We start from the raw sequence: 15,195 nt of genomic DNA, 5'->3' as shown, positions 1-15,195 counted from the left end.
ACAATGGCAAATAATCAAGACTTTAACGAAGACATCTTAATTTCGGCTGATCGCCAAGGTGCCGACTTAAAAACTAAAACATCAATTTATTTTGATAATGTTGTGATCTCGCAAGGCAGCTTAAAAATTAATGCCGATTTAGCTCAAGTGAGTAATAAAAATGCCGGCCCGCTTTATACTTTAAAAGGTAACCCAGCAAAACTTACTCAAACTTTAGATGACGGCAATCAAATTAGTTTAGAAGCACAAGAAATTACTTACCAGCCTGATAGCTTTTTAATTACTATTAGCGGGCAAGCTAAGCTGCAACAAAAAAATAGCCAAGTGTTAGCCGATGAAATTATTTACCACATGAAAACTGAACGGTTAGATGCGAATGGCTTACCGGCAAAATTGCAGCAAGGGTTAATTAGTGGTGATAACATCAGCTTACAAGCTAACAACATCACCTTCCAACCAGCTTTGTCGTTAGTATCCATTAAAGGCAATGCCAAATTAAAACAGGAAGGCAGTGAAGTTCACGCGAACGAAATTACCTATAATATGAAAACAGAACAAATGGAAGCAAGCGGCAATACCGAGCAAGCCGTAACCACCATTTTACAGCCCCAACTCCAAAGTGGCACTAACAATGAGCAATAATATTCTAATAGCAACAGGCTTAGCCAAAGCTTATAAAGGCCGAAAAGTTGTAAAAAATGTCAGCTTAGCGGTTAAACAAGGACAAATTGTTGGTTTATTAGGACCTAACGGTGCTGGTAAAACTACCTCGTTTTATATGATCGTTGGCCTAGTTGCGAATGACAGCGGATCGATTATGCTTAACGGTGAAGATATGACATTCGAGCCAATGCATGTCCGTGCTCGTAAAGGGTTAGGTTATTTACCGCAAGAAGCATCAATTTTTAGAAAGTTAACCGTTTATCAAAATATCATGGCGATATTAGAAACGCGTAAAGAGCTTAATGCCATAGCCCGTGAAGAAAAGTTAGAAAGTTTAATAGAAGAATTTAACATTGGCCATATTCGCGACAACCTTGGCATGAGTTTATCGGGTGGTGAGCGCCGCAGAGTTGAAATAGCACGTGCTCTTGCCGCTGATCCACAATATATTTTACTCGATGAACCCTTCGCAGGGGTTGACCCAATTTCAGTAGGTGATATAAAGAAAATTATTATTCATTTAAAAAATCGTGGTATTGGTGTATTAATTACCGACCACAATGTTAGAGAAACCCTTGATGTTTGTGAACTAGCCTACATTGTTAGTCATGGTGAATTAATCGCTCAAGGCAGTGCCGATGAAATACTTGCAAATCAGCATGTAAGAGATGTATACCTTGGTGAGCAATTCACGCTATAGTTAAAACAACGTAAAAGATAATCGTAATTTTCCGTATGAGTGTTTAAACAACACAATACAATGTACAACAAGGATAATGACAAGCTAAATGCGCCCATCACTGCAGCTCCGTATAGGACAACAGTTAACGATGACACCCCAATTACAGCAAGCGATACGTTTGTTGCAATTGTCGACGTTAGATTTACAACAAGAAATTCAAGAAGCGTTAGATAGCAATCCACTTCTTGAAGTTGATGAAACACCTCAAACTAACCAAGAAGATGTTCCTGATCGGTTAGAAGAGGCTTTTTCTGCATCGGTAACTGAGAAACCACAACTTGATGGTAGTGAAGATGCAACACCGTCATCTGACGAGTTAAGCACCACGGATGCCATGGAGAAAAATGACATTCCTGAAGAACTGAGTATGGATACAACTTGGGATGACAATTATACTGCTGGCTCAGCAAGCAGTAGCAGCGGAACCTTGTCTGAAGATTATACTTACCAAGGTGAAACTACCGACTCCATACAAGATCATTTAAGATGGCAAATGGAATTAACGCCTTTTTCTGATACCGACCGTACCATAGCCATGGCGATTATCGATGGTATTGATGACGCCGGTTACCTCACCATAACCGCGGAAGACATTTTAGAAAGCCTAGGCGATGATGAAGTTGAATTAGACGAAGTTGAAGCCGTATTAAAACGGATTAATATGTTCGACCCCATTGGTGTTGGCGCACGTTCAATTGCAGAATGTTTGCTCATTCAACTTAACCAATTTGACAAAAGTACGCCTTATTTAGAAGAAACCAAAAAAATAATTGCAAATCATATCGATTTATTAGGCAATCGCGACTATCGTCAATTAATGAGAAAGACGCGTTTAAAAGAGCCACAATTAAAAGAAGTCATGCAACTTATCCAGTCTCTCGATCCAAGACCGGGTGATAGCGTCATTAAAAGCGATGACCAATACGTTATTCCTGATGTTTCAGTTGAAAAGAAAAATGGTCGTTGGGTTGTGGAATTAAATCCTGATTCAGCACCGCGTTTATCAATAAACCAACAATATGCGGCGATGACTAAAACCATGAAGTCATCCGATGATAGCCAATTTATGCGTTCTAATTTACAAGAAGCAAAGTGGTTTATTAAAAGTTTAGAAAGTAGAAATGATACTTTATTAAAAGTATCCAATTGCATAGTTCAACGCCAACAAGGCTTTTTTGAACATGGTCCTGAAGCGATGAGACCAATGGTGTTAAATGATATCGCTGAAGCCGTAGAAATGCATGAATCAACGATATCACGGGTGACAACCCAAAAGTATATGCATACCCCACGAGGAATATTTGAATTAAAATATTTCTTTTCAAGTCATGTTAGTACCGAAAATGGAGGAGAGTGTTCATCAACCGCTATTAGAGCGTTAATTAAAAAATTAGTGTCTGCTGAAACGCCATCAAAACCATTGAGTGACAGCAAAATGGCTGAATTATTGGCTGATCAAGGCATTAATGTAGCCCGACGGACAATAGCTAAATATCGTGAATCATTAGCTATACCACCGTCTAATCAACGAAAAAGTTTACTTTAGTTACTAAAAGGATACAGCTTATGCAAATCAATCTTTCTGGACACCATGTAGAAATTACCGATTCATTACGCGATTTTGTTAATACTAAATTTGCAAAGCTAGAGCGACATTTTGATCACATTAATAATGTTTATGTGGTACTTAATGTTGAAAAAATAAACCAAATAGCGGAAGCAACACTGCACTTAAATGGTGGTGAAATTCATGCTAAGGCCGACAATCAAGATATGTATACCGCCATTGATGCCTTAATTGACAAATTAGATCGTCAAGTACTAAAACACAAAGAAAAGCTAAAACAACATTAACCTATGAAGTTACAAGATATTTTAACACTGGACTGCACTTTATGTGCAGTACCAGCTACCAGTAAAAAAAGAATTTTTGATACCATTTGTCAAACGGCCTCCAGTCACATTACAGAATTAAGCCAACATGAATTGCTCGAAAGTTTAATGAACCGAGAACAAATGGGTAGCACCGGTATTGGTAATGGTATAGCGATCCCCCACGGTCGATTAAGCGAAACTAATCAAGTAGTCGCAGTATTATTAACCACTCAAGAACCAATTGGTTTTGATGCTATTGATAATCGCCCTGTTGATATTTTTGTTGCGTTATTTGTTCCTGAAAGTGCTTGCCAAGAACACTTAAGCACCTTACAAAGTATTGCGCAATTATTCAGTGATAAACAAACCATTAAAAACGTTAGAAAATGCCAAAATAACGACCAGTTATTTCAAATTATTCAAGAAGCGAGCTAAACATTTATGAAGCTGTTAATTGTTAGCGGACGCTCAGGCTCGGGTAAATCAGTCGCCTTAAGAGTACTTGAAGATTTAGGTTATTATTGTGTTGATAATATTCCCGTAAATTTGTTACCCGCACTAACCCACACGGTTATTAATGACAGTAAAAAAGTGGCAGTTAGTTTAGATGTTCGTAACTTACCAGCTGATCCTAATGACATTCCTGAAATCATCAACTATTTACCTAATAGTGTTGAATTAAGTATTTTATATTTAGATGCTAGCGACTCTGATCTGATCCGACGTTTTAGTGAAACACGCCGCTTACATCCATTAATTAAACATAACATTGCACTTGATCAAGCGATTTCATTAGAAAAAAAATTACTTGAGCCAATATCCACCCGCGCTAATTTGTACATAAATACCAGTCAACTCACTCCGCATCAATTAGCCGATTTAGTTAGAGAGCGTATTTTAGGCAAAAAAACCGGTAATATGGTGGTAGTGTTTGAATCTTTTGGCTTTAAACATGGTGTGCCGCAAGATGCCGATTATATGTTTGACGCTCGCTTTTTACCCAATCCATTTTGGGAAAAAAGCCTCAAAGGGCTGACTGGACAAGATCAGCCGGTAAAAGACTTTTTAGCAAGCCAACCCATAGTCACTAAATTTATTTGGCAAATTAATAGCTTTATGATGACATGGTTACCGCACCTAGAGCGTAATAACCGTAGTTACATTACCATTGCTATAGGTTGTACGGGTGGCAAACATAGATCTGTTTACATTGCTGATTTATTGGCAAATAATTTAAGAAAAGAACGTGGTGATGTGCAAGCAAGGCATCGCGATATCGAAGTAAAAAGTACCTAACTTATGTCTCAATTTGAAAAAACTCTGATCATCACTAATAAATTAGGCTTGCATGCTCGTGCAGCCACTAAACTTGCCCAGCTTTGTCAAAAGTTTGATGCCAAAGTGACCGTAGCGTTAGCCGATAAACAAGCCGACGCCAGTAGTGTTATGGCATTAATGTTATTAGCAGGCAGCCAAGGCAAAGAAGTCTGTGTAAAAACAACCGGCCCTGATGGCCAAGCTGCCTTAGATAGTATTTGTCAGCTATTCACTGATAAATTTGAAGAAGGTGAATAAGCGCTCCTTTAGGCAGTAAATTCACCTGTTAATAATAAAAAAGCTGAAAAAACCAGTAAGTTGCGTTACAATCAAAGGCAGATACTGGTTAATAAAATATGAATCCGCTTGTTTTCATCAAACGTTCATGATTTTCCGCTAGCTTCATCGTAAACTCAAAACAGTAAAACCCTTTAATCGGCACAGGATTATGATTATGCCGGAAATAATAGAGCAAGAAGATACACACACACGCCTCCAGCAAGTCAATCAAGCACTTGATAGCGGTATGTTCGTTTCTGTCCGTAAATTATTACAGAACACTTCTGCCTATGATCTTGCCTTAATTCTAGAATCCTCGCCAGCTAAAAGCCGTCCGGTACTTTGGCAACTCGTTGATCCTGATCACCACGGTGAAGTACTTGAAGAGCTAAACGAAGAAGTCCGTAAAGGTATCCTTAAGAGCATGCGACCAGAAAAACTGGCTGCTGTTGCTGAAGGCATGGATGTTGATGATTTAGCAGAAGTACTTCGTACCTTACCCGATAGTGTTTACCGGGAAGTTATCCGGTCAATGGACTCGCAGGATCGAGCCCGCGTAGAAGAAGCCCTCTCTTACGAAGAAGATACCGCTGGCGGTATCATGAATACAGATACCATAACAATCAGACCTGATGTTACAGTTGATGTTGTTATCCGGTATTTACGCTTAAAAGGTGAGTTACCCGAAGCCACCGATTCGTTTTATGTGGTTGACCGCGCAGATCATTTTATCGGTGCGGTATCTTTAACCACGATCATTACTTCAAAACCAGAAACCGTTGTCTCAACCTTAATTGATAAAGATATTGAAGCCGTGACAGCCGATATGGACGAAACTGATGTTGCGCAATTATTTGAGCGTTACGATTGGATTTCGGCACCCGTCATTGATCAAGAAGGCCACCTGCTTGGTCGTATCACAATTGATGATGTCATTGATATTATTCGTGAAGACGCCGAGCATTCTATGATGAGTATGGCGGGTTTAGACGACGAAGCGGATACCTTCGCTCCTGTGTTAAAAAGTACCCAACAGCGCTCTATTTGGCTTGGTGTTAACTTAATTACCGCACTAATGGCAGTTGCCGTATCTAGTATGTTTGAAGGTATTCTAAGCCAGCTTGCTATTCTAGCCGTACTTAATACCTTAGTGCCAAGTATGGGTGGTGTGGCCGGCAATCAAACATTAACTCTAGTTATTCGCGCCATGGCCTTAGGTCAAATAGGCGAAAGTAACTCTCGTGCTTTACTACTTAAAGAGCTAGCTGTCGGCTTTTTAAATGGCATCATTTGGGCGGTATTAATTGCCGTGGTAGTCAGTATTTGGAAACAAGATCTAGTCTTAGGTGGTGTTATTGCTTTTGCCATGGTGATGAACTTAACCGCCGCAGGTATTGCCGGTGTAACCGTACCTTTAATGCTGAAAAAAATGAAAATAGACCCAGCCTTAGCAGGCAGTGTTATTTTAACCACAGTGACTGATGTCGTAGGTATTTTTGCCTTCTTAGGTACAGCAACCTTGATGTTAAGCTAAGCTAGAAGACTCAAGCTTTTAGCTTTTAGCTTTTAGCTTTTAGCTTTTAGCCAGCCTAACTACCCGCTACTTGTAATTCATCAATAATTATTGAACCGGTACGAATACTTCCATGCATATCAATATCATTACCTACAGCAACAATGTTTTTAAACATGGTTTGTAAATTACCCGCAATGGTAATTTCCGAAACCGGATAAGCAATCTTGCCATTTTCTACCCAGAAACCAGCAGCACCACGTGAATAATCACCGTTAACCACATTAACGCCTTGCCCCATTAATTCCGTAACTAATAAACCTGTGCCTAATTTTTTCAGCATAGCGTCAAAATCACCACCATTAGATGAAACCAACCAATTGTGAATACCGCCAGCATGTCCTGTTGTTTCAAGCCCTAATTTACGAGCAGAATAGCTGGTTAATAAGTAGGTATCTAAACTTCCTTGGGTAATAATATTACGATCTATGGTAGCGACACCTTCACTATCAAACGAACTACTCGCTAACGCCGTTTTTATCCGTGGGCGCTCTTCAATAGTTAAAAACTCTGGGAAAATTTGTTGCCCTAATGCATCAACTAAAAATGACGATTTACGGTATAAATTACCACCGCTAATGGCCGCAATAAAATGTCCCCAAAAAGTATTCGCTATATCTGCGCGAAACATGACAGGCACCTTTTGTGTTGAAAGTTTCTGAGCATTTAACCGTGAAACCACTTCTGTCGCCGCTTTTTCACCAATCGCTTTTGGTGTCATTAATTCACTAAATTGACGATTTACACTATAAGCATAATCACGCTGCATATCGTCACCATCACTGGCAATCACGACGCAACTTAAACTATGACGCGTACTTGGATAACCCACTAATTGGCCATGGCTGTTGCCATACACTTTAAACCCTTCAAAGCTCGCTAAAGTAGCACCATCTGAATTGGTAATGCGTTTGTCTGCTGCCATAGCGGTTTCTTCACACAGTGTCGCAAGTTCAATTGCTTCTTCAGTGGTCATCGCTTCCGGGTGGTATAAATCTAAATCAGGAGCATCAAATAACAACCTGTCTTTATTAGCTAAACCTGAACATTTATCCACTGAGGTATATTTAGCGATATTAACAGCCGCTTCAACTGTTTGAGCTAATGCTTTTTCAGATAAGTCTGCCGTTGATGCGCTACCTTTACGACCATTTTGATAAACCGTGATCCCTAAAGCACCATCATTGGTAAATTCAACATTTTCCACCTCACCTAAGCGAGTATTAACACTTAAGCCAGATTGTCGACTCATCGCCACTTCAGCGCCGTCAGCACCAAGCGATTTTGCTAAGGATAAAACTTTTTCGACACGGTCTTTTACTGTTTGGATCTGTTGATTAATATCTAATAGTTGTGACATGTTATTGATTCAGGTGTAAATATTACCCAACATTATACGCTTTCCACCGCTAGGTGCTAGTTTGAAAGAAAATTATCTTATGTAAAAAACTGCAAGAGTAACGCTAAGCGGTACGTGCGAATAATTTTATAGTATAATGCCGACATATTTATCCAAATCCCTTATTTCAATAAGAATAGTTCAATGAGCAAAGCCCCTATAGAGCAAGATGAAGAATTCATCAGTAAGTCCCAAATAAAAAAAGAAATGCATGAGTTACAAGCTCTTGGTCGTAAAATTGTTGCCATGTCGAAAGCACAGCGCGCAAAATTACCCCTAGATGACGATATGAAAGATGCGCTAGTGCTTGCTGATAAAATTAAAAATAAACACGAAGCGGCCAAACGCCATATGCAATATATTGGCAAATTATTACGTGAAGCCGATCTAGAAGCCATTCACCTAGCAATGGATGCAATAGCAAATAAACATCAGCAAGAAACCATCAAGTTTCAGCAATTAGAACAATTACGCGACCAATTAATTGCGGGTAACAATGATGACGCTGAAGCTTTGTTGGCTGAGTCACCAAACATGGAAAGGCAGAAATTAAGACAGTTAATTCGCCAAGCGGCAAAAGAAGTTAAAGCTGAAAAGCCTGGCAAAAGTTATCGCGATTTATTTCAATATATTAAAGAAAATAAGTAGTCGGTTTATTCTCTGCTATCAAACATTCCCAATAAGTACGTAATGTTAATCAGTTAACAACACCAACTTGCAGAAAGCATAATTCTGCTTGATAAAATGTCTGGATGAAAAAATCAATATCAGCTGATGCCATCATGGATGATGGCAAAGCGCAGTGGCACAAGGATGTGCCATCTAAGCGTTAGCTCGAGATATTGAGTTTTTCAGGAAGATTAACATTTTATAGCAGCGCCATGGGGTTCCAAGGGGATAGTGGCGTTAGCATCCCCTTGGGTGCCGTCGCCACCGCGACAATATAATGAAGAAGCAACTCAGGATAAAAAGTATTTTATTTTTAGAACGCTTAACTGACAAATATTATTCAATGAATTCGGCCTTTTCTTATTATGAAATGACCCGATTACTGAGTACCACCAATAGTCATTTCATCCACTTTTAGTGTTGGTTGACCAACGCCAACTGGGACACTTTGACCATCTTTACCACAAACGCCAACACCGGCATCTAATTGTAAATCATTGCCAACCATACTCACTTTTTTCATGGCTTCAGGGCCACTACCAATTAACGTAGCACCTTTAACTGGCGAAGTAATTTCACCATCTTCAATTAAATAAGCTTCAGCACTGGTAAAAACAAACTTACCTGAGGTGATATCAACTTGCCCGCCTGCAAAGTTTGGCGCATAAATTCCTTTTTTAACCGATTTAATAATATCGGCAGGATCATGTTCGCCAGCTAACATATAGGTATTGGTCATACGCGGCATCGGTAAGTGAGCGTATGACTCACGGCGACCATTACCAGTAGGCTTCACTCCCATTAAATGAGCATTGTGCTTATCTTGCATGTACCCTTTTAAAATGCCTTTTTCGATCAAGACATTATATTGTGCTGGTGTCCCTTCATCATCAATATTTAACGAACCTCGGCGATTTGCCATAGTGCCATCATCAACAATGGTACAGTGCTCAGAAGCCACCTGTTGACCTACTTTTCCTGAAAAAGCCGATGACCCTTTACGGTTAAAGTCACCTTCTAAACCATGACCAACCGCTTCATGTAATAAAACACCTGGCCAGCCCGCACCAAGAACTACAGGAAAGGTGCCGGCAGGAGCATCAATCGCCACTAAATTAACTAAGGCTTGACGCACAGCTTCTTCGGCATATTGTTTATAACGCGGCTTATCACCTAGTACTTCAAAAAAGTAGCTATAGTCGGTACGCGCACCACCACCTGAACTACCTCGTTCACGTTTACCATTATCTTCAACTAACACTGAACAGTTAAGCCTCACCAAAGGACGAATATCCGTAGCAAAGGTACCATCAGTTGCTGCCACCAAAATGGTTTCATAAACACCAGACAAACTCACAATCACTTGCTTTACACGTTTATCTTGTGAACGGGCATGCGCCTCAACTTCATGTAATAAATTAATTTTTTGCTCTTGCCCTAACGAGCCTAATGGATCGATAGTTTGATAAATTTCAACGTGGGGTTGACGAGCAAAAGCTTGAATTTTGCCACTAACACCTGCGCCCGCAATACCTTTTGCCGCTTCCGCAGCTTTTGTTAATGCCACTTGTGAAATATCATCAGAATACGCAAAGCCTGTTTTTTCACCTGAAATAGCACGTACCCCAACACCACGTTCAATGTTATAAGAGCCTTCTTTAACGATGCCGTCTTCTAACATCCACGATTCGTGTTTACTCGACTGAAAATAAAGATCAGCAAAATCGATTTGATTAGAACAAATATTCTCTAACGTTTGGGTGAGAAAATTTTCATCAAGTTGGCTATCTGTTAATAATGCTGATTCCACTATATTCATTAATTTTTTAACTCTACAATAAATTGGTTGTGAACATGTACAGGCATCGCCTGACGTATCCGTGATATTTCTTGTTTTTTATATTCGGCAGAAATAATGCCGGCTTGCTCAGGTAAACAGGTTAACACTTCACCCCAAGGTGAAATAATCATGCTATGTCCCCAAGTTTCGCGGCCATTTTCATGTTTACCCTGCTGACCGGCGGCAATAACATAACATTGATTTTCAATAGCTCGGGCTTGTAATAATGGCTGCCAATGAGCTTGACCCGTCACTTTAGTAAAGGCGCTTGGTACCGTGATAACATCAGCTCCTAAACTTCTTAAAGCACGATATAACTCAGGAAAACGAAGATCATAACAAACCGACAAACCTAGCTTAGCAAAGCCAATATCCACCATGCTAACCTGTTCACCGGCTTGGGTAAATGATGATTCTAAATAATGCGCTTGCCCATCATCAAGTCGGTCATCAACATTGGCATCAAATAAATGAATTTTGTCATAATGCCCTAATACTTCACCACTTGGCGAGAAAACAAAGCTAGTATTACGATATTTTTGACCATTTCGCGACAATAGCGGAATGGTTCCAGCCACTAAGGTAACTTGATGCTTTTTAGCTAAACCACTGAGCGATGAAGTTAAGCTATTTGTTAGTTGATTTTTTTGAGCTAATTTAAAAATTGTCTGGTCATTGCCACCAAAACATAAACAACACTCGGGCAACACCACTATATGTTCTACTGTCGGCTCAAGTCGAGTCAATAAGCCATCAATCACCGCTAAATTCTCCTCAACATCAGGAGTTGAAGTTAATTGAATTGCCGATAACTTAACCATCATTATTCTCGTAAATCGGTGTGTATTGCTTTAACGGCGTAATTTTCGTATCTGATGCTTCCGCTTCAATCGGCTCTTCCACCACTTTTGGCGGTGTTGAACGACCAACACTAATATTTTGACTCTTACGGTTAACTTCTTTTAAGTTAGGCTCATCTATCGAACCAGTGAGTTCAAAAGTAAATTCGGAAACCACATTAGAGGTGATCACTTCATCAATAGCAACCCCGGCAATTATTGCGACCGGGTTCAAGGTCGCAATCCAGCCGAGTACCGGCAGGCTTGAGGTTAAGTTTGGCTTATACGACATTCGATAATCAAGCTGCCCACTAACCAAATTAGTATTACCTTGAACTAACAAATCACCTGCCGAGCCTTTCATTTTCATGTTGTCGGTATAAATAACCCCATTTTCAATGGTTGAATCACCTTTGATTTCGCTATAAAACATACCGTCACTAAAAACATCACGGAAATCTAAGGTTAATTTTCTCACTAACGATTGTAGGCTTAAAATAGAAAAAATACGTGCCTGATCACTGACATCGGCAAGGTAACCATCGTCAATAACACTGTGTATTTCACCATTTAAATTATGGGTTGAAAAATCTTGTAAACCGCCAAGCCAATTAATATCAAATTTTAACTCGGCACCACTGTCTTTAATGATCGAATCAAAGCTCATTTTATCCATTTCAGCTTCAATATTTTTTATCTGAATATTACCCGCTAACTGGCTACTTGAATAATCATCTTGCATTAACCATTGGCCGGCTAAGCGCGCTTCAAAACCTTTGCGTTTAGCCGAAAAGTTTTTTAGCAACATTAATTGCTCACTACTTTTCGCAATTTCAAAAGCAACGGTACCAAAATCAAAACTGCCTATTTTGCAGCTCTCACAGTTAAACTTTATCGGCGGTAAACTATTGAATATGGTTTGATTGTTAGCATGATCAAGCGCTGTAAATGAAGTTGTAGCCACATTTTTACTCGCTGGTTTTTCATTGCTATGAGCAGTTTTGTTATTGGCTGTTGGGCTTAATTCTTGAGTAAGTTCTTCTAACACTTCAGGGATTGGTTGTTCAGCAATATTTAAAAAATCAATATTAATGTCTAAGCCCTGCTCGTCATAATCGGGATAAAGCTTGATCTGACTACGTAATTCTTTCGCGTTAACTTCTAATAACCACCAATTTTTTTGCGCCAGCATATTTAATGAAACATCATTAAACGACTCATCCAAAAAATTTAATTGTTTAATTGACGCACGAATTCGTTCAGGTTGTTCTATTAAAACCTGTTGATTTGGTGTTTTATTATCGCTGTTTGGTAAAGACGCTAAAATATCCCCAATAAAAGGCTGCCACTCACCCACATCAGCTTCTTCTAGTGATGCAGAAATATGAAAACCATCTAATGGCAGCATCATTTTTTCACTACCTAAAACTAAGTGAGCGCGTGTAAAAGCGGTTTGCTGATGTGATAGCTCGCCATAAAAACTTAAATTATCCGCTAAGTTTGCTTGAATACGTGACAAATCGTTATCGCCGGTCACGGATGCTTGCAAACTTAATGGCATATTTTCCGCTTTAGTATAAGGGGCTGGTAAATTTAAACGATTATCATCAAGCGCCGCACTTAACTCTAATTGATAAGCAAGCTCATCACTGCCATGAGGAATTAATAGCGCTAAATTACCTTGCCAGTTAAGTGAACCATCAAGGTATTTTTGTATTGGCTCAGGAATTTCAATTTTCCATAATTCTTTTAACCAATCGCCTGAAAACTGAATATCCGTTCGATAAAGTAAAGCTTCATTTTGTGCTGCCACAGAAAAGTTCATGGGCATACCACGCCAATTAGCCGCAATATTATTGACCTTAATAATATCGTTATTAAAACTTAACTCTCCGTATAAATTAGCAAACTGCATATCAGGCGTTTGCAAATGCAGATCATTGTTTGAGAAGTTAATTTTACCTTTGGCAATGGCTTTATCGGCATCATCTAAAGGTAAATCGAGAGAAAACTCGCCCGAGATAGGATGGCTAAATACGGCGGTATTTAATACCGTACCGACTGAGTCGGCTAACGGACTAGCATTCATTAAAGCGGAAATATGCGCAGGTTTCTGCTGATTAATTTTAGCATCAACGGTTAATATTTGATTATCGCTTAAACTAGCAATACCAACCTGCACACCATTAACATTTAATCCTTTTAAAGAACCTGAATGCGCAGTTATCATCATGCTATTGTTAGTAAAATTTAAATTGGCATTTAAGTTTTCAATTGCCGGCCAATTTTTGTCAAAAACAAAATTGCTATTTTCTAATTGAGCATCAACATAAAAAATACCGGGTTTATCGGTAAAAGGAAAATCATTAAAATAACCATCGAAGACAATTTCAGCATTATTCAACTCACCGTCAGTAATGGCTCGTTCAAGATAATTCACTAAATCATCCCCCATCAATAAATGTGGATAATAATGTTTAGCAAACTCGGCCTTCCCCTTATCAACATAAGCCAATAACGCCATTGAGGCATCATCATCATTAGGAACGTTAACTACAAGCTCACCTTCAAGTGATAACTCAGGAGAAACCAAATTAATATCACTTACTTTTGCCAGTATACCTTGATCAAAGGTTAATAAAATATCTGCCGTGATTGCTTGATAAGGGATCGGCCATTTAAAATGTCGACCAAAGTCTAAATGGCCATCTTGGGCGCTAAGGTTAAGTAGAGCTTTACCTTCTTGGTAAGCCAGTGTCCCTGATAAATTTTCAATACTAGGAATGCTATTAAAATTTTGGGTGGTCACACGACTAAATTGACTAACTAAGCTAAACGTATCGTGATAATTAAACTGAATGTCATGAAATTCACCCTGCGGTGCTAACGACAATAACATGTCCTGCAGTTCAGGTTTTGTAATAAATAGTGGATTTAATGCCACAATGCTTTCAACATCTAATCTTGAGACATAACCAGACACTTGCTGGTATGTCATAGCGCCATTAAACTTTATATATTGTTGTGGTTTATCATTAACTTGCCATTTTATGGGGGATGAATAATAGCGAAACTGACTGGCTTTTTCAGTTGCTTGAATAACAAAATAACCATCATTAATGGTTAACTTATGTGCTTCATCAACAGCTTGTTTTTGTTCATCTTCTTGCCAACTGATATGGTTGTCACCAAATTTAACAATTAACTGTTCAGCGTAACCTTTATCGATTTTTAACCACGTTTGAAAGTTTATGGCCGAGTCTGTTTTATCGTCTTCAATTGCCAAAAACTGTTCAATCCATGGCGTAATATTAATATTATTGGCTTCAAAGTAGGCTTGGCCATCAAGTTCGTCTTTATTTTTCCCTTCCAAATCAACTAACAAGCTAAGCTTATTGGTTGATAACCCATCAACAATCACCTCTCCTTTGCCACGGTGAGCTTTTCCTTCGTTCAACCAAGCCAGTTCAGAAATAAATAAGGTGCGTGTAGCACTCGAAAATTGAATTTGTACCTGACTATCACGAATGGTAAAACGAGGAATTTGGGTAAGAAATAAATTATATAACTTGTCTAGAACAACACGGTCTTTTTCTGATTTTTTCAGTTTTTCAAAACGTGTTGGATCAAAGTAAATTTTAGTGTTTTCAAGATTAAAATTTGTTGTGATCAATTGGCGATGCAATAAGGTTTGCCAAAAGTCTAATTCAACTTCAAAATTGCCAACAAAAATTTTAACGCCGTTGGCATTTAATAGTGAAATATTTTTCGCTAATAAGGTTGGGCCATTTGCCGTCCAGCCAGAGTTTAAACTACCAATAATGATATTGGTTTGATAAGTGCTATTAATATGGTTTTGTAAATCATCACGATAATTTTCAGCATAAGGTAAAAATAACCGTAAACAACTCAGCAGTACCGCAAACACCACCAGCAAAATGGCAATGCTTTTATAAAGCCATCGTAGGCTATAGTGTAGTGCGGTTGCTAATTTCATCG

At 38.9% G+C, this 15,195-nt stretch carries 13 protein-coding genes; 9 read left to right on the top strand and 4 right to left on the bottom strand.

The genetic code is table 11. The annotated features are described in order from the left end of the window. The first annotated feature begins 3 nt into the window (after positions 1-3). The 8 genes from lptA to mgtE all read left to right on the top strand — a co-directional run bounded on the left by lptA (position 4) and on the right by mgtE (position 6,410). Positions 4-642, top strand: a complete 639-nt coding sequence (gene lptA / locus ACSLUO_RS00780) for a lipopolysaccharide transport periplasmic protein LptA (RefSeq protein ID WP_448245409.1) — start codon at positions 4-6, stop codon at positions 640-642. Next, positions 632-1,363, top strand: coding sequence for an LPS export ABC transporter ATP-binding protein (lptB, locus tag ACSLUO_RS00775; RefSeq protein ID WP_448245408.1), 732 nt, complete (start codon positions 632-634; stop codon positions 1,361-1,363). Before lptA ends, lptB begins: the two co-directional genes overlap by 11 nt. A gap of 88 nt (positions 1,364-1,451) precedes the next feature. After that, the gene (locus ACSLUO_RS00770; RefSeq protein WP_448245407.1) at positions 1,452-2,951 is read left to right on the top strand and encodes an RNA polymerase factor sigma-54; all 1,500 of its coding nucleotides are present in this window, start codon (positions 1,452-1,454) and stop codon (positions 2,949-2,951) included. A gap of 20 nt (positions 2,952-2,971) precedes the next feature. Continuing rightward, positions 2,972-3,259, top strand: coding sequence for a ribosome hibernation promoting factor (hpf, locus tag ACSLUO_RS00765; RefSeq protein WP_448245406.1), 288 nt, complete (start codon positions 2,972-2,974; stop codon positions 3,257-3,259). Between the two features lie 3 nt (positions 3,260-3,262). After that, a complete protein-coding gene (gene ptsN / locus ACSLUO_RS00760; RefSeq protein ID WP_448245405.1) occupies positions 3,263-3,715 on the top strand; it encodes a PTS IIA-like nitrogen regulatory protein PtsN in 453 nt (150 codons plus the stop codon). A 6-nt stretch (positions 3,716-3,721) separates the two neighbouring features. After that, on the top strand, positions 3,722-4,576 hold the full coding sequence (rapZ, locus tag ACSLUO_RS00755) for an RNase adapter RapZ (RefSeq protein WP_448245404.1): 855 nt from the start codon (positions 3,722-3,724) through the stop codon (positions 4,574-4,576). Positions 4,577-4,579: 3 nt separating this feature from the next. Then, the gene (locus ACSLUO_RS00750) at positions 4,580-4,855 is read left to right on the top strand and encodes an HPr family phosphocarrier protein (RefSeq protein ID WP_448245403.1); all 276 of its coding nucleotides are present in this window, start codon (positions 4,580-4,582) and stop codon (positions 4,853-4,855) included. Positions 4,856-5,051: 196 nt separating this feature from the next. Next, positions 5,052-6,410 carry a magnesium transporter gene (mgtE, locus tag ACSLUO_RS00745; RefSeq protein WP_448245402.1) on the top strand — a complete coding sequence of 453 codons (1,359 nt, stop codon included), beginning with the start codon at positions 5,052-5,054 and terminating at the stop codon, positions 6,408-6,410. Positions 6,411-6,465: 55 nt separating this feature from the next. Here the strand turns inward: mgtE and pmbA are convergent, their stop codons facing one another. After that, entirely contained in the window at positions 6,466-7,809 is a 1,344-nt protein-coding gene (gene pmbA / locus ACSLUO_RS00740; RefSeq protein WP_448245401.1) for a metalloprotease PmbA, read from the bottom strand. A gap of 183 nt (positions 7,810-7,992) precedes the next feature. On the opposite strand from pmbA, the gene yjgA reads away from it, so the two are divergent. Next, entirely contained in the window at positions 7,993-8,496 is a 504-nt protein-coding gene (gene yjgA / locus ACSLUO_RS00735) for a ribosome biogenesis factor YjgA (RefSeq protein ID WP_448245400.1), read from the top strand. Between the two features lie 400 nt (positions 8,497-8,896). Here the strand turns inward: yjgA and tldD are convergent, their stop codons facing one another. From tldD to ACSLUO_RS00720, 3 genes are read right to left on the bottom strand one after another with little or no spacing between them, the layout of a single operon-like run. Beyond that, positions 8,897-10,336 (bottom strand): metalloprotease TldD, encoded by a 1,440-nt coding sequence (gene tldD, locus ACSLUO_RS00730; RefSeq protein ID WP_448245399.1) that lies wholly within the window; start codon positions 10,334-10,336, stop codon positions 8,897-8,899. Continuing rightward, complete coding sequence (locus ACSLUO_RS00725) at positions 10,336-11,181, bottom strand: carbon-nitrogen hydrolase family protein (protein WP_448245398.1); 846 nt, start codon at positions 11,179-11,181, stop codon at positions 10,336-10,338. The genes tldD and ACSLUO_RS00725 overlap by 1 nt, the downstream gene beginning before the upstream one ends. Further along, the gene (locus ACSLUO_RS00720) at positions 11,171-15,193 is read right to left on the bottom strand and encodes a YhdP family protein (RefSeq protein WP_448245397.1); all 4,023 of its coding nucleotides are present in this window, start codon (positions 15,191-15,193) and stop codon (positions 11,171-11,173) included. The genes ACSLUO_RS00725 and ACSLUO_RS00720 overlap by 11 nt, the downstream gene beginning before the upstream one ends. Positions 15,194-15,195 lie beyond the last annotated feature (2 nt).

It is taken from the genome of Thalassotalea agariperforans (assembly GCF_053470345.1).
The sequence above is the reverse complement of the archived record's forward strand: the minus strand, read 5'-3'. Positions and strand labels throughout refer to the sequence as shown.

What these genes read in the sequence shown, in the direction of transcription:
- hpf (WP_448245406.1), top strand. Translation starts at nt 2,972, where the DNA reads ATGCAAATCAATCTTTCTGGACACCATGTAGAAATTACCGATTCATTA.
- yjgA (WP_448245400.1), top strand. Translation starts at nt 7,993, where the DNA reads ATGAGCAAAGCCCCTATAGAGCAAGATGAAGAATTCATCAGTAAGTCC.
- lptB (WP_448245408.1), top strand. Translation starts at nt 632, where the DNA reads ATGAGCAATAATATTCTAATAGCAACAGGCTTAGCCAAAGCTTATAAA.
- lptA (WP_448245409.1), top strand. Translation starts at nt 4, where the DNA reads ATGGCAAATAATCAAGACTTTAACGAAGACATCTTAATTTCGGCTGAT.
- tldD (WP_448245399.1), bottom strand. Translation starts at nt 10,336, where the DNA reads ATGAATATAGTGGAATCAGCATTATTAACAGATAGCCAACTTGATGAA.
- mgtE (WP_448245402.1), top strand. Translation starts at nt 5,052, where the DNA reads ATGCCGGAAATAATAGAGCAAGAAGATACACACACACGCCTCCAGCAA.
- ptsN (WP_448245405.1), top strand. Translation starts at nt 3,263, where the DNA reads ATGAAGTTACAAGATATTTTAACACTGGACTGCACTTTATGTGCAGTA.
- ACSLUO_RS00720 (WP_448245397.1), bottom strand. Translation starts at nt 15,193, where the DNA reads ATGAAATTAGCAACCGCACTACACTATAGCCTACGATGGCTTTATAAA.
- ACSLUO_RS00770 (WP_448245407.1), top strand. Translation starts at nt 1,452, where the DNA reads ATGCGCCCATCACTGCAGCTCCGTATAGGACAACAGTTAACGATGACA.
- rapZ (WP_448245404.1), top strand. Translation starts at nt 3,722, where the DNA reads ATGAAGCTGTTAATTGTTAGCGGACGCTCAGGCTCGGGTAAATCAGTC.
- pmbA (WP_448245401.1), bottom strand. Translation starts at nt 7,809, where the DNA reads ATGTCACAACTATTAGATATTAATCAACAGATCCAAACAGTAAAAGAC.
- ACSLUO_RS00750 (WP_448245403.1), top strand. Translation starts at nt 4,580, where the DNA reads ATGTCTCAATTTGAAAAAACTCTGATCATCACTAATAAATTAGGCTTG.
- ACSLUO_RS00725 (WP_448245398.1), bottom strand. Translation starts at nt 11,181, where the DNA reads ATGATGGTTAAGTTATCGGCAATTCAATTAACTTCAACTCCTGATGTT.